This is a genomic window from Mammaliicoccus lentus (genome assembly GCF_002902755.1).
Taxonomy (GTDB): Bacteria; Bacillota; Bacilli; order Staphylococcales; family Staphylococcaceae; genus Mammaliicoccus; species Mammaliicoccus lentus.
Map to the genome: position 1 here is coordinate 1 of NZ_PPRS01000041.1, position 20869 is coordinate 20869.

Below are 20869 nucleotides of genomic sequence, written 5' to 3' on the forward strand. Positions count from 1 at the left end.
TGTTGATTGGTTAAGCCAATCACTCTTTGAAGTACTTTCAGTACTCAATTATTGGAATTAACGTTGACATATTGTCATTCAGTTTTCAATGTTCATTTAAATAAATGTTCAAACAATATTGTACTAAAAACAAAGATTGTTTTCAACTTATTTTTCTTAACTATTTTTTAACACGTTTATAAATATATCGCATTTACAACGTCTTAACAAGAGTCAATTTTACACTTTCAATAAAAACTTTATTTATTGTTTTGTGTGTTTCGCCTGTCGTTTTCGGCGACTTTTATATAATATCAAGTGGCCAATAAAAAGTCAACGATATTCTTTAAAATTTTTACAAAAAATTAAAAAACACAAATTCGGATTGTAAATCATCCATAAATTTGTGTTTTTCTTCTCTATTTCATCTTTTTGCTACTTGTACCTTTAATTTTTTCTTTCTTTTTTCTTTCTTCCAAAGATAGTTCATTATATTTGGGTAACATTATTAATTGATATGAATTACATAATAAAAGTCCAAATATCGTTAAATAAATCCAACTAGTATCCTCAACTCTTAAAAATGGGATTAATTCTACAGTTGTCATAACTATCATAAAGAACATAGAAGGAATCCATAAGTTCTTTTTAGATTGTTTGTTTTTGATATTACTTGTAATAATTGCAAAAATAATTACAACAATAGGTAACCATATGAATGAAATAATTTGATCCGTGCCACCAAATCTTAAAAATCTAAAATAAACGAGGTCAAAAATCGCAAATACAGTTACAACGATTTGTACATGTGGCCATATCTTACCAAATATGCCTATACCTAACTGATTGATAAACAAATAAATAAAATATGCTAGCTGACTTATTGTTGCAACCAGTAAGCCTACAACAACAAACCATATCGATGCTGCTACAAATTCGCCAACTTCTCCAGCGACTAAATATTTAGTTACTTTATCATATCCAAATATCAATGAAGATATATATGTAACAATTACACCGATTAAAAGAGTATTCCTATAAAATTGTATTAAATATTTAAGAGTCACTAACTTACCTCCGTATTATGATTCCGTTGTAATATCAATAACATTTTCAGCTATTTGATCATAAATTTTGCCTAGTGGTTCATGAGAACCATAAATAGAAGGAGAGAAATTCTCTTCATTCCATTCTGGTTGACTCAACGGTAATTCTCCTAATAATGGCGTTTGTAACTCTTGTGCTAATTTAGCACCGCCACCTTTACCAAACACATATTCCTTATTTCCAGTTTCTTTACTTTGGAAATATGACATATTTTCTATGACACCTAGTATTGTATGTTCGGTATGTTTAGCCATAGCTCCAGCTCTTGCTGCAACAAATGCTGCGGTTGGATGAGGTGTTGTCACTATTATTTCCTTACTAGAAGGTAACATCGTATGCACGTCGAGTGCCACATCGCCTGTGCCTGGAGGTAAATCTAAGATTAAATAATCTAATTCTCCCCATTTAACTTCTGTGAAGAAACTAGTAATCATTTTACCTAGCATTGGACCTCTCCAAATTACAGGTGCGTTTTCTTCAACAAAGAAAGCCATAGAAATAACTTTAACGCCTTCTCTTTCTACAGGTATGATATGCTCCCCTTCTACTTCAGGTTTTTCCTGAATACCCATCATATCAGGTACACTAAAACCATAAATGTCTGCGTCTACAAGACCAACTTTTTTTCCTTGTCTTGCTAATGATACTGCTAAGTTTACGGCAATAGTTGATTTACCAACTCCACCTTTACCAGAAGCTACTGCTATAAATTCAACCGGATTATCTTTAGATAATAATCCTTCTATTGTTTGTTCTTCCATTATTCCTTTGAATTTTTCTAATGTTTCTTCAGATAATTCATCGAAACGTATTCCAACAGTTTTAGCACCGTTGTCTTTTAATAGGTCTACAATTTCCATTTGTAAATCAAGTTGCGGTTGTCCACCCATCTTGGCAATCGCTATTTTAACACTAATGTGTTCTTTTTCTTCTTTAACGCTAACTTCTACAATTCCACCAGTTTCTTTAATTGGTACATCTACTATCGGGTCGTGTAACTCCCCAACTAATTCTTTAACCTGTTCTACAGATAACAATGCTACTACTTCCCTTCTTCTTGTTAATCTATTCGTATCATATTCAGTGTAACAAAAAATATAGATTAATTGTTAGTTTATTGTTCAAAAAAAGCAGGCGAGACATTAATTAAATGTCTCAGCCTGCTTCTTTTAAATTTAATTTGAATGATTTGGAATTCTTGTATTTTGGTGTTTGTTCTCTGTTTTTATAAACATAGAAAGTACTATACCAAAAAATACAATTACAGTTAATACTAGGAATGCAGTATTAATACCGTGTATCATTGCTTGAGATTGCAATATCTCAGCTTTATTTCCTGCACTTGCCGCTTCAAATTGTTCTTTTGATGGGTTAAAGTTTTTAGCACCAATTGACATAATTGTTACTAATATACCTGTACCGATCGAACCAGAAATTGTACGTAATGTATTCATCATAGCAGTACCATGTGATAATAAGTCGTTTGGTATTGCATTTAAACCAGCTGTATTTACAGGCATCATTATCATCGATACGCCGAACATTCTAATAGTATATACTACAATTAAATATACTAATGAAGTGTCTGTACTCATAAATGCCAGCATAAACGTTGTAATCGTTATAATTGTAAAACCTGTTATCGCTAACCATTTAGCACCATATTTATCAAATAATCTACCTGTTACAAGTGACATTACACCAGTAATAATTGCCCCAGGTAATAATAATAAACCGGAAATGAGCGCTGAATATCCTCTAGCATCTTGCATATACATTGGCATTAATAAAGATGGTCCTATTAAAGATATCATAGTAAATACACTAATAACTGTAGTTAAAGCGAATGTTTTATATTTAAACACTCTGATATTTAATAATGGATTTGTTAATTTTAATTGTCTTGTTAGGAATATTACGATTGTCACTATACCTATTATTAATGAAACAATAACAGTTAGTGATGAAAAGCCCATCGATCCTGCACTACTAAATCCATATAAGAGGGCACCAAACCCTACTGTTGATAATATAATTGATGGTACATCTAAATGAACATCTTTTGGTTTAGAAATATTAGTTAAATATTTCGCTCCAAAACTCAATGCTACTACTGCAAATGGAATGATTGAATAAAACGGACTTCTCCAACTAAAATTATCAACTAAGTAACCTGATAAAGTTGGTCCTATTGCAGGTGCGAATGATATAACAAGACCTGCCATTCCCATTGCAAAACCACGTTTTTCTTTAGGGAATAAATTAAATAGTACGAATTGCATAAGTGGCATCATAACACCTGCGCCCATCGCTTGAAGTACTCTTGCTAACATTAAAACACTAAAAGTAGGTGCTAAAGCAGCAACTACAGTACCTACCGTAAACGATAGCATCGCCAGTAAATAAAGCGGTCTCGTATTAAATTTGTCCATTAAAAATGCAGTGGCAGGTATCATAACACCATTGACTAGCATGAATCCTGTCATTAACCATTGCCCTTGGTTAGCATCAATATTTAAATGCACCATGATTTCAGGTATCGCTGTGTTTAATAAAGTTTGGTTTAAAATAGCCACGAAAGCACTGACTAACATGACAGCGACAACTAAATTTCTTTTACCTTTTGAAATATCCTGAACGTCCATGGTTTCATCTCCTTCTAAATATACCTTGGCTATTATGCACTAATTTATTTCGGAAATCAAAATAAACGTTCTATTTATTTAAATTTTTACTTTCTGGATAGAATATTTCAGTACAGATGTACAGAATCGTGATTATGATCAAAATCACCCAAAAATCAATTTTAATTTGAGAATAGTAAATATGAACGCAAAAATAAAACATAACGGTGCTCACCGATATCGTTAATAAGTGAAATGTCATACCTTTAAAATAAGGGTTATCATTTAATTTGGTTTTAAACCTATCTAGCAACAATTCAATGGCTACTAAAGTGAAATATCCGAATAGTATATAACTGCCGTAATAAATTAAATTGTCAATCATGCTTTTATTATAGTTAAACTCTGCTAAACCATAATATATAAGTATTCTGCTTAATCCAAACATACCAAAGGAAAGTAGCACGATAAATATAGCACCAGATATAGTAAATATACCTACGATAGCTAGTATCGCTAGCAAATGAAAAATATCAAAGCGTTTGTTTTTTCTTCTCATAAAGCGCTACTCCTTTTAAATATGTTTACATACAAATTAAATCTAACTTTTAACTTCTTTAAAAATAATCGCCCATACAAATGTTAATATCACTACAATTAACATGATGTATAACATAATATTTTGAATACCATATACTAAAAATGGGACGTTTAATGCAAATATAGATGCAACAATTAATGAACCTGTTGTACTTCCAATTGTTTTGAACAATGTATAAATAGACATCATTGAACCTAAATGTTGAGGTGGTGACTCTTCTTGAACAATTACGACATCTTTTGTATATACCGTTCCAAATGAAGTTCCCATTACAAATACAGCAAAAGGTATAATAGCAATCATTTCAACACCTGTTAGGATGGCAAACGCCCCTACAAACATTGCTAAGAAAGCTAACATATAAATAAATTTCAAAGCCAACTTATCTAATTTACCTAAAACAAAAGTAATAATTAGCCAACCTACAGACATAGGGAAAATGAGTAGTCCACTTTGCAATGGCGTAAAGTCTTGTTCATTTTGTAGGTATATAGGCATAAATATAGTGTATCCCATCAGCATTGTTGAATAAATCAAATCTGTAAATAATACGAGTATTATTTTCTTATTAATAGATGCTATCGGAACAAATGGATTTTTAACTTTCTTCTCAACTTTAAATAGTAAAAATATAAAAACAATTAAAGTAACAATACTTAGTATTCTTACTATGGAAGGAACTTGTTCAGAAACAATACACAAGAAACTAGCAACAGCTCCATAGAATACAATTAGGCCTTTATAATCCAATCTCGTTTTTTCAATTGTATCTTGTTCAAAATTAAAATACTTAATAACAAGCCACATTGAAATAAGAGCGATTGGAATATTGATATAGAATAAGAAACTCCAGTTTAAGGATTCTAATATTGCGCCACCAAGTAATGGTCCTACAATACTAGAAATACCCCAAACACTTCCTACTATTCCCATCACTTTATATCTTCTAGGTATAGGGAAAGCAAGTTTAGGAACGACTTGGCCAAGTGTCATCATCACACCTGCTCCCATACCTTGAATAATTCTAGAAAAAACTAAAAGTGTAAAACTTTGCGTTATTTCTGTAAGTCCACAAAGTATACTACCTATAATAAAGGTGGAGATACCTAGTAAAACAACATACTTAATATTTATTCTCTTTACTAACTCACCAACTATTGGTGTCATGAATACAACTGCCATTAAATAAACAGTAAATATCAATGCTACTTCTGTACCAATACCAAAATCTTTTTGCATCGTTGGTGTAGCCAAAGAAACAATAGATGTTTCAATAGCGCTCATAAACATGATTAATACAAGCGCTAATACAATGCCTTTATTTTTAGTCATAATTTACTCTCTTTCATATACAATTTCCCCATTTACAACTGTTTTTGTTGCCTGAATTGTAGCTAATTCTTTTTTATCAATTTCAAATGGATTTTTATTTAATACTGTGAAGTCCGCTTCATAACCTGCTTTAATCAACCCAGTTTTCTCAGTAGTTTGAGCTATCTTACTCGCCTGAGTTGTATAAAGACCAATTGCATCAAAAACAGGTAAAGCCTCCTCAATAAAATATGCACCATCTTGTCCATATGATTGTCTATTAACAGCAGCATGAATCCCTAAAATTGGATTAGGTATTTCTATCGGAGCATCTGAACCTCCACCTATTATAATATTACGTTCCAACATTGATTTAAATGGATATAAATACCTCGCTCTTTCTGAACCTACTTTGTCTTCAACCCATGGAAAATCGCTTGTTATAAATTGTGGTTGAACGTCACATATAACAGGTGATTTTGAAACACGTTCTAATAATTCTTCATTTAACGTACTAATATGGATTAAACGGTCTCTTAAGCCGTTTGGAACTGGATTGTTTTCTATCGCATCCAATACCATTTCGCAAGCCCTATCTCCTATCATGTGAACAGCTATAGCACCATTATGCTTTCTTGCAAGTTTTACTTTCTCATCTAGAGCTTCCGGTGTATAAATAGCTAGACCATAATTTTCCCCGCTCGGATCATTCGAGTAAGGTTCTTTCATTAATGCTGTACTCCCACCGAATGCCCCATCAGCGTAAAACTTCATCGCGTCTGGCTCTAGCCAATTTTCTACAAATGTAGCACCGTCTTGTATCATTTGTTCATACACACTAAAATGTCTTAACAGTCTAACTTTAAATGGTTTTTGATGTTGTTTATCTCCTATAACTGTTTTATATGCGTTTAATACATCTTTATAATCATTATAATAACCTAAATCTTCAGTATGTGCGCCAGTCACGCCAAATTGATATAAATAATCAACAGCATTTGTTAAATGTCTAGTTAAAGATTTTTCATCTTCAGTCATGGAAAGTTCTTCAAAAGGTTCCATTGCAGTATCGTATATCCACCCTGTTAACTCGCCGTTTACTTTTTCATATGATCCACCTTCAGGATTTTGAATATGATGATCAATATTTAATAATTCTAAAGCTTTAGAATTAACAAAAGCAGCATGTCTACATACACGTTTTACGATAACAGGATTCTCTTTACATAGTTCATCTAAATCATGTTTATTCAAACGTATACCATCAAGTAAATTTTCATCATAGCCTTCAGCAACAAGCCATTCACCTTCAGATAATTTTTCAGCTTTTAATTTGATTTTATTTTTAATTTCCTCAATATTCGTTTCTCCATTTAAAATTACGGAAGACAACCATACACCAGTTCCCATCACATGGATATGCGTTTCCACAAACCCTGGAAACATTGTTTCGCCTTTTAAATCAATAACTTCGTATTCTTTTTCATTTATTCGATTTAAATCATCTTGGTCCAAAACTTTTTCAACCTTGTTCTGATTAACAATTACGCCTTTATATGTATCATCAGGATTTATCATTGTATAGATTGTGCCATTTTTGAAAAGCTTTTTCATCATATCCATCTCCTTGTAAAATTGCTCTTACGCTAATTCTACATATTAAACCAAAAAAAATACAACGATAAAAATAATAAAACCAATTAAAATAACAATCATTCTTGGCGTTCAGCATAGTTAAAAGCTTTTTAAAAGCTGAACACCAAGTAATCAAGTTTATTAATTGGTTTAAATTTGTTTAATTTTCTAGTACATGCCTAACAGCTGTGATAAGCACTCTTGATCTTTCTTCCCCGAAATACTCTCTAAATCTTGCATCTTCATCATACATCTCCACCATTTCAAGATGTCTTTCTTCTGTATAAGTCGGCCAGCTATATGTTAACCATTCTTTGTGTAATTCTGTTGCTTTTTGCTGTCTTTCTAAAGTAGCTCCATTATCAATAATTTCATCCAGTTGTTTAAACAAGTCATTTTCTATCTCATTTTTGCTTTGAATTTCATCTTGAGACATATCTACATATTTATCATCCGCCTGATCGATATTCTCGTGACCAAATCTTTCTTCTACTTGCTCGCCTTGTTTTTCTTCATTTTCATTAAGTACCTCTCGATGGAACGCTTCATATTTTCTTTCTTTTGTCATCTTTAAAGCCCCCTTCTATTTCAAAAATAGCTTATATATATATGTTTTACCCATTTTTTAAAAAGTTAATGAAAAATAAGAAAGGAGAGCAGGACAGAATCCTTATTTTTTAAAAAGATTCCGTAGTCCCGCTCCGGCAAGGATGACTAGGTTTGAAAAGTTTAATATAAGCGCATTTTCCAGTCAGCTACTGCCAATATAACAAAAGAGTCTGAGACAATTTTTATGTCTCAGACCTTTTCATTAATATTTTATATTTTATTTTAATCGTCTATCTTCATCGGTTTTTATATGTTCATTAAATTTTTGTTGGTTATTTCTTTTTTGATGTTTGATCAATAAAATCATGACATAAAGTAAACAAAGACCAAATATAAGGGAAATGACACCCATGAATTGTAAACCGCTTGCTCTACCATCACTAAATACAAAGTAATAAAAGAAATAGCATTGAATCATTATAATAATTGTCAAAACAATATAATACAAACGGTAATTCATGACTTACCTCCTACATAAAGTACATTATTGCAATGAAATGAAATATGGATGCAATCAATATAAAGAAATGCCAAATCATATGGAAATACTTTTTATCTTTTTGTGCATAGAACCATGCACCAATTGTGTAACTAATACCACCGAAAAGTATAAATAACATAAATAGAAGAGATGTTTTATTAATAATAGACGGTAGCATAAGAACACCCATCCATCCCATTATTAAATACATTGATAAACTCAATTTATGATTAACATTTTTAGCAGTAGATTTATAAACTATGCCCCATATTGTTATGCCCCATTGGACACCCATTATGACCCAACCTAACCATCCGCCTACTAGAGACAATGCGATAGGTGTATATGTTCCACATATTGCAATGTAAATCATACTATGATCTATAATTCGCATAATATATTTCTGCGGAGACGAAGTAGACATAGAATGATAAACTGCTGATGATAAGAACATAAGCATGATACTAATAATATAAATAGACACACTTGTTGATTTTAGTGCACCATCTTGTATATAACTTGCAACTGCTGCATATGGTAAAAAGAATAACAGTATAAAAGCTGGTACTCCATGTGATACTGCATTTCCCACTTCTTCTCCAAAGGAAAGAGGCATAATATCTTTAAAGGCCTCTTTCACTTTTCCTTCTTTTTTGTGATGAGATTTTGCATTACTAGACTGTTCCATTCACTTACCTCTTTTACAATAATTGATTTGCTTCTAGATCTTGTTGTGCTGTTTCTATACTATCTTTTCCTTCTTTATTTTTTAATGGACTAAATTCTTCTTTTCTATCTACTTGTAGTGTAGCAAATGAATTTGCATATTGGAAAATATCAAAATAAAATAACTCGAATTTTAAAGTTTCTTTTTCTATTACACTAAAATCTTCATCTATTTGCTTAAGGTTTTTAATCGCTAAGTGATAAGGAAGTGGTTTAGAAGCCGCTTCAATTAAGAAATCTAATTTAAAGGCATGAATTCCAATATTAGCGTTTTCTAATTTATTTACCTCACCTTCAGGTAATTCTGAATACTCAAGGACTTGTTTTTTATCATCAATAGATACTATACGACCTACTTTTTCGTCTGGATATGCTTGTACTGATTTAGTTGTAATGTCACAATCCTTTTCTTTTATAAAACCGGCAAATTCTGGATCTAATACTTTAACTAGCACATTATCAATATTATTTAAGAATAAGTATTCTACACCATTGTCTTTCATTTCATTTAATAAATTAGCTTTTTCTAATGATTTAAAAACGCCACCGTTTCCATTCGGGGTACGCATAATATGTTTATCTTTATCTAATACAAGTTCCCCCTCTGTTGATAGGGCTACAACATGGTCTTGTTTGAAAAAGTGGATATAAGATTCATCATAACCAAAATAATTATTTTCTAAAAAGAAAGATAGTGTATCTTTATGATTAATATCACTCGTCATGATGTACCAATGAATAGGTGTTCCAGTTTCTTCGAATAATTTATTTAACTGTTCTGCTTGTCTTTCAAATAAACTTTTATCATTAAATGAGAAAGTGCCCTTAGGTGCTTTATGACCTAAACGCGTGCCTTGGCCACCAGCCATAAGTAAAACTGCAAATTTACCTTCTTTAATTGCACTTAAACCTAATGAGCGGTACTCTGCTAATTTTTCTTCAGGTAAGTTTTCTTTAATGTCATAATTAATTTGTTCTACATCATCTGCTATTTCAATCATTTTTCTATTTACATAAACATCTTCATATAATTTATCTACTTCATCTAGATCTATTCTGTCCATATCTATGTGTAGCTGTTCTTTTTCGCTTTGGCTCATCATTTTACAATATTCTAAAATGTGACCTTGCCCGTGTTGCTTTAAGATTGTTTCATCTAGCATTTATAATACCTCCAAAATTTGACTCATTATCATTATACGACTTTAGAATGATTTGTCTAAAAATATCATAAAATAATTAAAATTTAAATGATTACAGAAGTAAAATATGGGTATGATATATAATGTGTAGATTCTATAACACAAATAATCCTATATCTAATAGGTCAAGGAGGATTTTATTATGAGTTTAGGAGACAAATTTAACGACGCAAAAGATCAAGCAGTTGACAAAGGTAAAGAACAGGTAGACAAAAACAAAGACGAGTATACTGAAAAAGGTAAAGATTTTGCCAAAGACAAAGGTAAAGATCTTAAAGACAAATTCAGTAAATAACATAAGTATTATAAAACAGTCCGAGGCATATATAAATGTCTCGGACTGTTTCTTTAATATAGGCAAGGGTGACTATGAAATATTTTTACTAAAAGGAGATTCCCACCCCACTCCCTTCACTTTTAAATATTTATTTTTATAAAAATAATCTATAAATATCTTTCCACCATAATACCACTGTAATAGCGGTAAATGCTGTTGAAAGACTTAAATCAACTACTCCGCCTGTCCTAAATACAAAGGGCATTTTTACAGATATATTAATTGGATAGAATAATTTTACGCCTCTAGGTGTAAGCATATCTAAAATAATATGTGATAGCATCCCCATTATAATAGATACTAAATATGGCTCAGGAGCTTCAATTGCCTTTAACCCCCAAAATATTAAAAATAGAAATAGTAATGAATGTGTAAAAGTCCTATGTCCAAAAATTGTGCGTATAATTAAACTTAAAGGAAAAAGCTTTCTACCTATATTGCTTTTAAAATGACAAATATCTGGTACTAAACTAGCCACTCCACATAAACTGACAATTGTAAAAGACGTAAAGATATCCTCTCCATAATAAATACTTAATGATGACCCGATGAATATACCGCAAGCTAGATGTGTTTTTCCCGTCATATTAGTTTTCCTCGTTTCTATAAATTTCTTTATTAATTTTAACATAATAAAGCGAACAAGTATACGAACACTTTGTGACTTTGTTGTGATTTAAATCACGGTAGAAAAGATTTATTGACAATTATGTGAATTAAATCACATATTCATTGATTTCTATATAACACTTGGTACAATAACAGTGTAAGTCATATTAAACATAACCCTATACCATTGTTGAAATAACCCCCTTATTTCACACCAAAAAGCGCTCGTCAAAATTGACGAGCGCTTTTTGGTTAATCATTAACTTGCTGCTTTATTTTCATTTTGTTGATTATTTTGCAGATTAGACTGTTTGGGTTCTTGCTCTGAGTCATTATTGCTGTTTTGTCTATTCAAATCTTCATGAGATTGTTTATTAGAGTCATCTTCTGAAGAAGGTATTTCCTGACTTGGAGTATTATCTCTCGATTGATTACTCTGTTCGTTAGGAGACTGTTGTTGATTGTTTTCATTAGTGTCCTGATTTTCTTCAGGTAATTGACAGCCCTCATCATTACATAAATACCCATCATGACTTAAATTTTGCCAAGCTCGAGTAAATTCAATTGTGTTTTCAACTTCATCACACTCCGCTTGAAAATCACCTTGATTCAATAAACAATTTCTTGCTTTTGAATAAGTCTCAGTATCAAATTCACTTTCCCCTGAATTACGATTCGGTTTAACACCATTAACATTTTCTTCAATCGGAATTTCTTCCGATGATTCATTTTCGTTATTAATAGCTTCATTATTATTCTGATTTGTATTTTCGTTCGTTTCTGTTTCTTGACTACTATTTTTCTCAGTCGTCTTTTCTTCCGTTGTTTTTTTCTTATTTGCGTTCGTTTCTGAAGTTTTTTCGTCTTGGTTTGATTTATTTGTATTCGTAGAAGTTTCATTATCACATGCTACTAGAAACATTAAGCAAACTGCTAAGAGACCATATATCCATTTCATAGAATCACTCCTGGGCCTTTTTGCTTTATTTTCCTTGCTACTCATAAAAGACACTTCTTTCTTATAAAATAATTGAGCATTAATTAAAACATAAGAATATCATACATGATAAACTAATATTAGTAAAAATAATTGTATCATCCCAAGGAGGTATTTGTTATGTATAAAGCTGTCAACAAAGATGAATGGACTGGTAGAACAGATAGCGAAACTTTACGTTCTGCTTTTAGATATCATCAAATTATAGACACAGTTAACTTAGAGCAAGAAGCAATTGAACCAATAAAAGAGTTTGACGATCAAATTAATATGGCTCTCATTGGTTTTGAATGTGACGAAGGTGTCGCTCGTAATAATGGAAGAACAGGAGCGGTCGATGGACCGAAACATTTTAGAAAAGCATTAAGTCCCTTGCCTATTCATAACGAATATTTACACTTAACAGATTACGGTAATGTCGTTTGTCATAAAACTAAACTCGAGGAAGCTCAAGCTGAACTTGGAGACAAATTATCTCAAATTCTTCCATATAACCATTACACTGTACTTGTAGGCGGTGGTCACGAAATCCTATATGGTCACTATTTAGGTGTTAGAAAAGCAAATAAGGACAAAAAAATAGGCATAATAAATATTGATGCTCATTTTGATATGAGAGATTATGATAAACAACCATCTTCAGGAACAATGTTTAAACAAATATTGGACCAAGATGATCAAGTAGGCTACTTTGTTCTAGGCATTCAGAAAAATGGTAATACAAAAGCTCTTTTTGAAAGAGCTGATGAATACGGCGTTCGATATATTCTTGAAGACGAATTAAGAAGTCATCTTTCAATTGAGACAATCACCTCTATAAGCTCTTTTATAGAAGAATATGATGAAATTATGATTACATTGTGTACAGATTCAATTGATGTAAGTTATGCCCCTGCTGTAAGCGCTCCTTGCATTATGGGATTACAACCTCAAATTGTACAAACTATTCTACAATTAGTTACGAATTCAAATAAAAGTACGAGTATAAGCATAGCAGAATTATCACCTAGATTCGATATAGATAATCGCACAGCTAGACTTTTAGCTAATATTGCATCGAACATTTATCACGACCAAGCTGAAGTAGTTCAGTCACATTGGGAGTCTTAATTTATGTCAGAAAATAAAAAAGGCATACTATTAGCTGGGTTAGCCTATACTATATGGGGTGTGCTGCCTTTATATTGGAATCTCGTTGACGAGATCGGTCCATTTGAAATACTTGCACACCGCGTTCTTTGGTCAGTAGTATTTATGCTTATACTATTGACAGTAACCAGACAGTTAAATATGTTTAAAAATGCGACAACAAAGTTATTCAAAAACAAAAAAATGCTAATCGCTATCATAGCAGCCGGATATATTATTACATTAAATTGGGGTACGTTTATATGGGCTGTTAATAACCATCATGTGCTACAAGCTAGTTTAGGTTATTATATAAATCCATTAGTCAGTATATTATTTGCTTTTATATTTTTAGGCGAGCGATTTTCTATTGCACAATGGATTGCGATTATACTTGCTTTCATAGGTGTACTATTTATGACGTTTCAAGTTGGAGAATTTCCAACAGTATCCATCTTGTTAGCTGTCTCATTTGCGCTATATGGATTAATTAAAAAAGTAGTAGATATTGATGCTTTCAGTAGTATTACAATAGAATGTATTGTAACTTTACCTGCTGCATTGATTTATATCTATTATTTATCTGAAACGAATAATATTACATTTGGTATGAATACTTCTAGCGCTTGGTTATTATTAGCTGGTGTAGTAACAGCTACTCCACTTGTACTGTTTAGTGCTGGCGCAAGAAAAATCCCATTATCTTTAACAGGATTTTTACAATATATTGCACCGACCATTATGTTCTTCTTAGGTATATTCCTTTTAAATGAACATTTTGATATTAATCAATTTATTACTTTCATTTTTATATGGATTAGTATCATCATATATAGTTACTCGAAATACATGGAAATGAAGAAAACTAATAAAAAACAAATAGAAAAATCGTTTCGTTAGAAATAGCGAAACGATTTTTTATTTAACCATACTATCGATTATTTAAACTTAATTATTAATACAATTCTCCACATGTTGCTGCTAAGAGAGCTTTTATAGTATGCATTCTATTTTCGGCTTGTTCAAATACTCTTGAATAACTTGATCTGAATACATCGTCAGTTACTTCCATATTTGTTACACCAAATTTATTAAAACAAAGTTCGCCCATTTCTGTGTTTAAGTCGTGTATAGCAGGTAGACAATGTAAAAATAAAGTATTTGGCTGTTCTGTTAAATTAATTAATCGTTGGTTTACTTGGTAATCTTTTAACAATTCATAACGAGCTTCTAATTGATTTTCTTCACCCATCGAACACCATACATCTGTATAAATTACATCACTGCCATATACACCCTCTTGAATGTTATCTGTTATCAATATTTCACTTCCAGATAACTCACTTAATTCTATCGCTTGTTGTTGTACGCTTTCTTCTGGTTGTAATTCTACCGGCGCTACGATATGAATATTAACGCCTAATATTGCACTTGTAACTAATAGTGAATGAGCAACATTATTACGTCCATCGCCTACAAACGTAACTGTCTTATTCTCATAAGTACCAAAATATTCTTTGATAGTTAAGAAATCAGCTAACATTTGAGTAGGATGCCATTCATTTGTTAAACCGTTCCAAACTGGTACGTTAGAAAATTTAGCTAAATCTTCAACAGTATGTTGTTCAAAACCTCTAAAGGCTATCCCATCAAACATAGACCCTAATACAATTGCAGTATCTTCAATTGATTCCTTTCTGCCAAGTTGTAAATCTTCTTTACCGAGATAAGATACATGTGCCCCCATTTTAGTAGCTGCTACAGTAAATGCTGCGCGTGTACGAGTTGATTGTTGTTCAAACAATAAAGCAATATGTTTACCATTTAAAAAACGTTGAGGTATGTGATGTTTCTCCTTGAATTTTAATTCTTCAGCTAATTCAATAAGTTGTTCTAACTCATCTTTAGAAAAATCAACCTCTTTTAAAAAACTTGTCTGATATAAATCTTTTAACTTTGATAACTTCGTCCCAATGAAACCAACTCCTTTTTATTTATAAATAACATCATATAATACTTTTTGCACAATGTAAATAGTTATACAGTATATTGCATAAAAATACTTATTTTATTAGTATGACACATTGTTTTAAAAAGGTAACACATTTTTACTGTTTTCTATTGAAAACGAATTCATAATACGTTATGATATAGCTATCAAACAAAAGGATGTGTTAGATATGGCAATGAGAGTATCAAAGGATAATAATCAAGTTCATATTCACTGGAGAGTAGCTGACATTACTATTCCAAATGACGAAATCAAAGAGGTTAAGGAAGATCAAGACATTCATGCATTGTCTAATGAAGACCAAGATCACGTTGTAAGAATTGGTTCAACTTTTGGTAAAACAAATCGTGTCATTATTAATACAGACGATAAAGAATACATTATATATACACATGCCGATAAGAAAATTTATAACGAATTAACTAAATAATACTTAGAAATAATAAACAGGCTGAGACATATTTTTGTCTCAGCCTAATTTATTGTAATAGCAGTAGATGACTGGGGGGGTGCGACGAAATCTTTTTCAAATAAAATTTCTGTATCTCTCCTTTTTAAGTAGTTAAAATATTATGCTACTTTTTCATAGCGTGCTAACATAGAGTTAAGGAGTGATGCCAATTATGTTAAGAAGTTTATCAGGCTTAAACGCCATTATCACAGGCGGTTCTAGAGGAATCGGTAAATCTATCGCAATTGCTTTAGCACGTGAAGGTGTTAATATTGCAATCACAAGTAGGAATCTTGATACTCTAAAAGAAACTGCTGATGAACTAAAAGATTTTGATGTAAATATATTTTATAAAGACGCTAATATTGCTCGCAAAAATGATGTACAAAAATTTATAGAAGATGCTCACCATGCACTCGGTTCTATCGATATTGTTATTAATAATGCAGGCGTTATGAAAAACAATCCTTTTTTAGAAGTAGATGAAGAAGAGTTTGACCAACTTTTTGATACTAACGTCAAAGGAATATACTATGTACTACAAGAATCTCTCCCTTATTTAGTTAAACAAAAAAGCGGAGATGTTATAAATATCGCTTCAATGTCAGGACTTAAAGCTAATGCTACAAGCAGTATTTACGCTGCTACAAAATATGCAGTCATTGGAATGACTGAAGGAATTATGCAAGAAATGAGAAAACATAATATTAGAGTTTCTTATTTAACACCTTCAGCTGTTCTCACAGATTTAATTGGAGAACCTAAGTTACAAGAAGAAACGATGACACATGCAGAAGACGTGGCAGATGTCGTTGTATCTCAGTTAAAACTTCAACCTAGAACTTTCATGAAAACAGCACAAATTTGGGCTACAAACCCAACACCAAAACAATAGGAGTGATTTAGATGTATGTTGTAACGAATAGAATTAAAATGAAAAAAGGCTATGCAGAAAAATTAGCACCAATGTTTACTAAAGGTGGCGCATTACAAGAAATGAAAGGTTTCATTAAAGTTGAAACTTGGAATATGCAAGATATAGAAGAACATGATTTATTACATGTAAATATGTGGTGGGAAACTTTAGAAGACTTCGAAGCTTGGAAGACAAGTGATGCTTTTAAACAAGCACATAATCGTGATGATAAACCAGAAGATGATAAATCCGAGAATGAACAAAGCGATTCACCAATGCTAGGTTCTGAACTCGCAATTGCTAAAGTTGAAACATCACTAGACCCTAAATAAAAATAATTAGCCTTATATGCACAATAAAGCATAAGCATTCATAATAAAAAGTCCGAGACATTTATAAATGTCTCGGACTTTTTATTTATATAGGCATCCTTGCTGAGGTGGGCATACAAAATCTTTTTACCAAAATGAGATTTCTCAGCACTCTCTTTTAATTAAAAGAATATATGAGCCATGATAACAATAATAGGTAATGCAATGATTGTACGTATAATATAAATCATAAATAACTTACCTAAACTGACTGGTATTTTAGATCCTAAAATAACGCCCCCTACTTCTGATAAGTAGATTAATTGCGAGATGCTCAATGCTCCGACGATGAATCTTGTCATATCACTAGGCACATCACTAATTAATAATGATGGTAAGAACATATCAGCAAACCCTATTAATAAAGTTTCTGAAGCTTCATGTGCATAAGGTATTTGCATTAATTCTAATAATGGTACAAACGGTGCACCTAATATACTAAATAACGGTGTATATTCTGCTACAATTGTAGCCAATGTACCGATAGCCATAACGACTGGCAATACAGCCAACCACATATCTAATACAGTTTTTATACCATTAATGAAAAATTGTTTTAATCCTGGAGACACAACTGCTTTATCAGTGGCTTGTTGAAAACCCCATGTTAATGGATTGTGTGTCTTAGGAATCGTTTCATTTAATTTTTCAGTACTACCATTTGAATATTGATCCGGTATTTGTTTAAGTGGCCATATTCTTGGCATAATAAATGCGGCTACAACACAAGCTATAATTACAGATAAATAGAATTTAAAGAAGTGGTCTACAAGCCCTATCGTTTGAGCAATAACAATAGCAAATGTAATTGACACAACTGAAAATGTTGTTGCAATAACTGTCGCTTCACGTCTTGTATAAAATCCTTGTTCATATTGTTGACTCGTAATCATAACCCCTACTGTTCCATCTCCAATAAATGAAGCTAAATTATCAACTGTTGATCTACCTGGTAATTTAAATAATGGTCTCATAACTGGCGCAAACATTGGGCCTAGAAATTCTAATAAACCAAAATCCATTAATAATGGTAGAAACAATCCAGCAAAGAAAAATACCGCTAATAATGTTGGTAATAAGTCGTTATAAACCATTACCCCAGTATTTTCATTAAGCACAACCCCGGGACCGACATTAAAATATACCGAGATTGCAAACAGTGCTCCTAAAATTCTAATAACTACCCAAATCCAATTAACATTAAAAAGTTCATTCGTGATAGTACGTTTTGTAGAAGTCTTGAATACTGTAGAATAAATAATCGTTAATATCGCAGATACTGATATTAATAACATGATAATTAATCCTGATGAATTGCCTAAAAACTCTAAAGTTTTATTAGCTAAAAACGCTACTGGCAGACTTGTTGAAGTCTTCCCGTCCTCATCTGTTACTGAGACAGGTATTAAAAATAAATAAATTCCTAGTAACGATAATATTATAAATTTTAATCTACCAACTAAAACACTTGTTTCTTTCATATGTATGCTCCTTTACGCAAGATTAACTATACACAATATTTTATAAATATTCAATCCTATTCTTTCCTATTTTTATTATATATTTTTTTGTAAGCGCTGTCATTAAAAATCGGGAGAATATATAATAAATAAGACTATTTATAATTAAATAGTCTTATTTCAAGTTACTAATATATTTTAATCATTCAATAATTTGTATATTTCACGTATATTAACCCTTGTTTAATCATGTTCTACTATATTTTTATACATATATTATGAGTTAAATTCTCAATCGTCCGGTTATTAAATTTTGTCTGTATTTTTGCATATCACACTGTTATAATCATGTTTATATGTAAAAAAGAAGGAGTAATAAAATGTCAAAATCACGATTAGTCACATTTATGTTGAGTGTTTTTGTAGTAGGAATGGTTGAATTGATGATTGCTGGTATTTTAACACTGATGAGTGCAGATATGAATATATCAGAAGCAATTGTAGGACAACTTGTAACTGTTTATGCATTAACATTCGCTATTAGTGGTCCGATACTTGTTAAGCTTACAAAGAATTTTTCACCTAAATTAGTATTAATGATTAGCATGATTTTATTTATTATCGGTAACGGGATTATCGCATTTTCACCTAATTTTACAATTTTAGTGATTGGGAGAGTATTATCATCTGCCGCTGCTGCAATCATTGTTGTTAAAATTTTAGCTTTAACTGTTATTTATTCAAAACCAAGTCAACGTGGGAAAATGATAGGTCTTGTTTATACAGGTTTTAGCGCTTCAAACGTTTTAGGTGTTCCTTTAGGTACTAAGATCGGAGACCTTGTTGGTTGGAGAATGACATTTCTATTTATTTGTTTAGTTGGCGTAGTAGCATTTATTCTAATTTCTATTAATATTTCTAGTGACAAAATAAATAATGCTGATGAGCCTACACCTCAAAATCATAGTTATAAGATCTTACAGCCTTTAGAAGTAGTCAAATATTTAAGCATTACATTTCTAATACTTGCTGCAAACTATGTTGTTATCACATATATTAGCCCATTATTATCTATATATGGTTATGACTTAAATATTGTTTCTCTTGTACTATTAGTCGCAGGAATCGGAGCAATTTTAGGTACATCTTTGGGCGGTTATATTACTGATGCTATAGGTAGTAAAAACTGGTTAATCATATCATTAAGTACATATACAGTACTTATGTTTATATTCCAATCTTTCTTACCTATATTAATCATCACTCTAATAGGTGTATTCGTTTGGAATATCGTACAATGGGGTTCTAACCCACCAGTTCAAATAGGTATTATTTCTCAAATAGAAGGAGATACTAGTGCAGCGATGAGTTGGAATATGTCTAGCTTGAACGCTGGTATCGGAGCTGGCTCATTATTAGGTGGTATTTTTGTAACTTACTTTAATGTAGTTTCAAGTTTATATGTAGCTGGAGCGCTTAGCTTTATCGCTTTATTGATATGTTTAACAATTAAAAAACAACCAAAAATAGTATAAAAAAAGGGAGGAAGACAGAAATCTTATTTACAAAAAAAGATTTCATAGTCTCGCCCCTGACAAACATGACACAGGCTGAGACATTGATATGTCCCAGCCTGTTTTTTATTCATTATTGTAATTCTTTGTTATTACCTTGTGATTGACCATCTTCATTCGAAGAATTTTTTTGTTCATATTCTTTCTTACTCATAACATCATCTACATGCATGTTTACTTCAACAACTTCAAGACCAGTCATATGTTTAACTTGTTCTTTTACTAAGTCAGCAACTTTTTTGAAAATTTTCGGAGCTGATTCACCATATTCTAAAATAACTTTTAAATCTACAGCAGCTTGTTTTTCTCCTACTTCTACAGAAACACCTTGTGTTACATTGTTTCCAGATGTGAAACGGTCAGTTAAACTAGAAGCAAAGCCGCCTTTCATATCTAAAATACCTCTTACCTCTCTAGCAGCAATACCAGCAATTTTCTCTATTACTTCATCAGAGAATGATAATGTATTTGAAAATTGTTGTTCTTGAACTTGTTCTTGCTGTTGTTGTTGGTTTTCACGTACTTGATCATTTACACCAGTTTGTTCATTGTAACTACTTTTTGCTTTATTGTTGTCTAAATTTGCCATAATAGAATCTCTCCCTTAAAATAGTTTAATTTAATTTATAGTTTCTTTATTTATTTAATAATGCAGTTTAACTTATTCGGTTTAAGAAATTTAAAAACTGCTGAGTACAGTCTTTAATGTACCCTAGTCCTATACCTATTAAACATAGGAC

General features: G+C 31.5%; 22 protein-coding genes and 1 pseudogene. 7 read left to right on the forward strand and 16 right to left on the reverse strand.

Annotation, left to right across the window (positions count from 1 at the left end):
* Positions 1–398: 398 nt before the first annotated feature.
* From CD135_RS10735 to CD135_RS10780, 10 genes are all read right to left on the reverse strand, one after another.
* Positions 399–1046, reverse strand: a complete 648-nt coding sequence (locus tag CD135_RS10735) for a KinB-signaling pathway activation protein (RefSeq protein WP_103269454.1) — start codon at positions 1044–1046, stop codon at positions 399–401.
* Between the two features lie 15 nt (positions 1047–1061).
* A complete protein-coding gene (locus tag CD135_RS10740) occupies positions 1062–2123 on the reverse strand; it encodes an Mrp/NBP35 family ATP-binding protein (protein ID WP_016998985.1) in 1062 nt (353 codons plus the stop codon).
* 138 nt (positions 2124–2261) lie between these two features.
* Positions 2262–3731 carry an MDR family MFS transporter gene (locus CD135_RS10745; RefSeq protein ID WP_103269455.1) on the reverse strand — a complete coding sequence of 490 codons (1470 nt, stop codon included), beginning with the start codon at positions 3729–3731 and terminating at the stop codon, positions 2262–2264.
* Between the two features lie 70 nt (positions 3732–3801).
* Positions 3802–4269 (reverse strand): SepA family multidrug efflux transporter, encoded by a 468-nt coding sequence (locus CD135_RS10750; protein ID WP_016998983.1) that lies wholly within the window; start codon positions 4267–4269, stop codon positions 3802–3804.
* Positions 4270–4311: 42 nt separating this feature from the next.
* Positions 4312–5643 carry a multidrug efflux MFS transporter SdrM gene (sdrM, locus tag CD135_RS10755; RefSeq protein ID WP_103269456.1) on the reverse strand — a complete coding sequence of 444 codons (1332 nt, stop codon included), beginning with the start codon at positions 5641–5643 and terminating at the stop codon, positions 4312–4314.
* A 3-nt stretch (positions 5644–5646) separates the two neighbouring features.
* A complete protein-coding gene (locus tag CD135_RS10760; protein WP_258027597.1) occupies positions 5647–7239 on the reverse strand; it encodes an amidohydrolase in 1593 nt (530 codons plus the stop codon).
* A gap of 178 nt (positions 7240–7417) precedes the next feature.
* Positions 7418–7825 (reverse strand): TipAS antibiotic-recognition domain-containing protein, encoded by a 408-nt coding sequence (locus CD135_RS10765; RefSeq protein WP_103269458.1) that lies wholly within the window; start codon positions 7823–7825, stop codon positions 7418–7420.
* 258 nt (positions 7826–8083) lie between these two features.
* The gene (locus CD135_RS10770; protein WP_103269459.1) at positions 8084–8326 is read right to left on the reverse strand and encodes a hypothetical protein; all 243 of its coding nucleotides are present in this window, start codon (positions 8324–8326) and stop codon (positions 8084–8086) included.
* A 10-nt stretch (positions 8327–8336) separates the two neighbouring features.
* On the reverse strand, positions 8337–9035 hold the full coding sequence (trhA, locus tag CD135_RS10775) for a PAQR family membrane homeostasis protein TrhA (protein WP_016998978.1): 699 nt from the start codon (positions 9033–9035) through the stop codon (positions 8337–8339).
* A gap of 13 nt (positions 9036–9048) precedes the next feature.
* Positions 9049–10236: a UTP--glucose-1-phosphate uridylyltransferase gene (locus CD135_RS10780; RefSeq protein WP_103269460.1), complete on the reverse strand. Its 1188-nt coding sequence runs from the start codon at positions 10234–10236 to the stop codon at positions 9049–9051.
* Positions 10237–10417: 181 nt separating this feature from the next.
* On the opposite strand from CD135_RS10780, the gene CD135_RS13045 reads away from it, so the two are divergent.
* Complete coding sequence (locus tag CD135_RS13045; protein ID WP_016998976.1) at positions 10418–10570, forward strand: hypothetical protein; 153 nt, start codon at positions 10418–10420, stop codon at positions 10568–10570.
* Between the two features lie 136 nt (positions 10571–10706).
* Here CD135_RS13045 and CD135_RS10785 read toward each other — a convergent pair whose 3' ends face one another.
* Positions 10707–11198, reverse strand: a complete 492-nt coding sequence (locus CD135_RS10785; RefSeq protein WP_016998975.1) for a metal-dependent hydrolase — start codon at positions 11196–11198, stop codon at positions 10707–10709.
* A gap of 282 nt (positions 11199–11480) precedes the next feature.
* Complete coding sequence (locus tag CD135_RS10790; RefSeq protein WP_103269461.1) at positions 11481–12179, reverse strand: hypothetical protein; 699 nt, start codon at positions 12177–12179, stop codon at positions 11481–11483.
* Between the two features lie 159 nt (positions 12180–12338).
* Here CD135_RS10790 and hutG point away from each other — a divergent pair, with 159 nt between their 5' ends.
* Complete coding sequence (gene hutG / locus CD135_RS10795) at positions 12339–13328, forward strand: formimidoylglutamase (RefSeq protein ID WP_016998973.1); 990 nt, start codon at positions 12339–12341, stop codon at positions 13326–13328.
* A gap of 3 nt (positions 13329–13331) precedes the next feature.
* Entirely contained in the window at positions 13332–14246 is a 915-nt protein-coding gene (rarD, locus tag CD135_RS10800; RefSeq protein ID WP_103269462.1) for an EamA family transporter RarD, read from the forward strand.
* A gap of 55 nt (positions 14247–14301) precedes the next feature.
* Here the strand turns inward: rarD and argF are convergent, their stop codons facing one another.
* Positions 14302–15321: an ornithine carbamoyltransferase gene (gene argF / locus CD135_RS10805; protein ID WP_103269463.1), complete on the reverse strand. Its 1020-nt coding sequence runs from the start codon at positions 15319–15321 to the stop codon at positions 14302–14304.
* Positions 15322–15526: 205 nt separating this feature from the next.
* Here argF and CD135_RS10810 point away from each other — a divergent pair, with 205 nt between their 5' ends.
* From CD135_RS10810 to CD135_RS10820, 3 genes are all read left to right on the forward strand, one after another.
* A complete protein-coding gene (locus CD135_RS10810) occupies positions 15527–15787 on the forward strand; it encodes a SunI/YnzG family protein (RefSeq protein WP_064211662.1) in 261 nt (86 codons plus the stop codon).
* A gap of 193 nt (positions 15788–15980) precedes the next feature.
* On the forward strand, positions 15981–16703 hold the full coding sequence (locus CD135_RS10815) for an SDR family NAD(P)-dependent oxidoreductase (RefSeq protein WP_064211661.1): 723 nt from the start codon (positions 15981–15983) through the stop codon (positions 16701–16703).
* A gap of 11 nt (positions 16704–16714) precedes the next feature.
* Positions 16715–17056 (forward strand): heme oxygenase, encoded by a 342-nt coding sequence (locus tag CD135_RS10820; protein WP_103269464.1) that lies wholly within the window; start codon positions 16715–16717, stop codon positions 17054–17056.
* A 161-nt stretch (positions 17057–17217) separates the two neighbouring features.
* Here CD135_RS10820 and CD135_RS10825 read toward each other — a convergent pair whose 3' ends face one another.
* A complete protein-coding gene (locus CD135_RS10825; protein WP_017001189.1) occupies positions 17218–18576 on the reverse strand; it encodes a YjiH family protein in 1359 nt (452 codons plus the stop codon).
* 359 nt (positions 18577–18935) lie between these two features.
* On the opposite strand from CD135_RS10825, the gene CD135_RS10830 reads away from it, so the two are divergent.
* Complete coding sequence (locus CD135_RS10830) at positions 18936–20090, forward strand: MFS transporter (protein WP_064205191.1); 1155 nt, start codon at positions 18936–18938, stop codon at positions 20088–20090.
* Between the two features lie 112 nt (positions 20091–20202).
* On the opposite strand, the gene CD135_RS10835 is transcribed toward CD135_RS10830, so the two are convergent.
* Positions 20203–20718, reverse strand: a complete 516-nt coding sequence (locus CD135_RS10835) for an Asp23/Gls24 family envelope stress response protein (RefSeq protein ID WP_017001188.1) — start codon at positions 20716–20718, stop codon at positions 20203–20205.
* A 67-nt stretch (positions 20719–20785) separates the two neighbouring features.
* Positions 20786–20869 (reverse strand): annotated as a pseudogene (locus CD135_RS13360) (DUF2273 domain-containing protein); the annotation flags it as partial.

Bases quoted from the DNA above. Each gene is read 5' to 3' on its own strand.
- CD135_RS10745 (WP_103269455.1), bottom strand. From the start codon at position 3,731: ATGGACGTTCAGGATATTTCAAAAGGTAAAAGAAATTTAGTTGTCGCT.
- CD135_RS10750 (WP_016998983.1), bottom strand. From the start codon at position 4,269: ATGAGAAGAAAAAACAAACGCTTTGATATTTTTCATTTGCTAGCGATA.
- sdrM (WP_103269456.1), bottom strand. From the start codon at position 5,643: ATGACTAAAAATAAAGGCATTGTATTAGCGCTTGTATTAATCATGTTT.
- CD135_RS10760 (WP_258027597.1), bottom strand. From the start codon at position 7,239: ATGATGAAAAAGCTTTTCAAAAATGGCACAATCTATACAATGATAAAT.
- CD135_RS10765 (WP_103269458.1), bottom strand. From the start codon at position 7,825: ATGACAAAAGAAAGAAAATATGAAGCGTTCCATCGAGAGGTACTTAAT.
- CD135_RS10770 (WP_103269459.1), bottom strand. From the start codon at position 8,326: ATGAATTACCGTTTGTATTATATTGTTTTGACAATTATTATAATGATT.
- trhA (WP_016998978.1), bottom strand. From the start codon at position 9,035: ATGGAACAGTCTAGTAATGCAAAATCTCATCACAAAAAAGAAGGAAAA.
- CD135_RS10780 (WP_103269460.1), bottom strand. From the start codon at position 10,236: ATGCTAGATGAAACAATCTTAAAGCAACACGGGCAAGGTCACATTTTA.
- CD135_RS13045 (WP_016998976.1), top strand. From the start codon at position 10,418: ATGAGTTTAGGAGACAAATTTAACGACGCAAAAGATCAAGCAGTTGAC.
- CD135_RS10785 (WP_016998975.1), bottom strand. From the start codon at position 11,198: ATGACGGGAAAAACACATCTAGCTTGCGGTATATTCATCGGGTCATCA.
- CD135_RS10790 (WP_103269461.1), bottom strand. From the start codon at position 12,179: ATGAAATGGATATATGGTCTCTTAGCAGTTTGCTTAATGTTTCTAGTA.
- hutG (WP_016998973.1), top strand. From the start codon at position 12,339: ATGTATAAAGCTGTCAACAAAGATGAATGGACTGGTAGAACAGATAGC.
- rarD (WP_103269462.1), top strand. From the start codon at position 13,332: ATGTCAGAAAATAAAAAAGGCATACTATTAGCTGGGTTAGCCTATACT.
- CD135_RS10810 (WP_064211662.1), top strand. From the start codon at position 15,527: ATGGCAATGAGAGTATCAAAGGATAATAATCAAGTTCATATTCACTGG.
- CD135_RS10815 (WP_064211661.1), top strand. From the start codon at position 15,981: ATGTTAAGAAGTTTATCAGGCTTAAACGCCATTATCACAGGCGGTTCT.
- CD135_RS10820 (WP_103269464.1), top strand. From the start codon at position 16,715: ATGTATGTTGTAACGAATAGAATTAAAATGAAAAAAGGCTATGCAGAA.
- CD135_RS10825 (WP_017001189.1), bottom strand. From the start codon at position 18,576: ATGAAAGAAACAAGTGTTTTAGTTGGTAGATTAAAATTTATAATATTA.
- CD135_RS10830 (WP_064205191.1), top strand. From the start codon at position 18,936: ATGTCAAAATCACGATTAGTCACATTTATGTTGAGTGTTTTTGTAGTA.
- CD135_RS10835 (WP_017001188.1), bottom strand. From the start codon at position 20,718: ATGGCAAATTTAGACAACAATAAAGCAAAAAGTAGTTACAATGAACAA.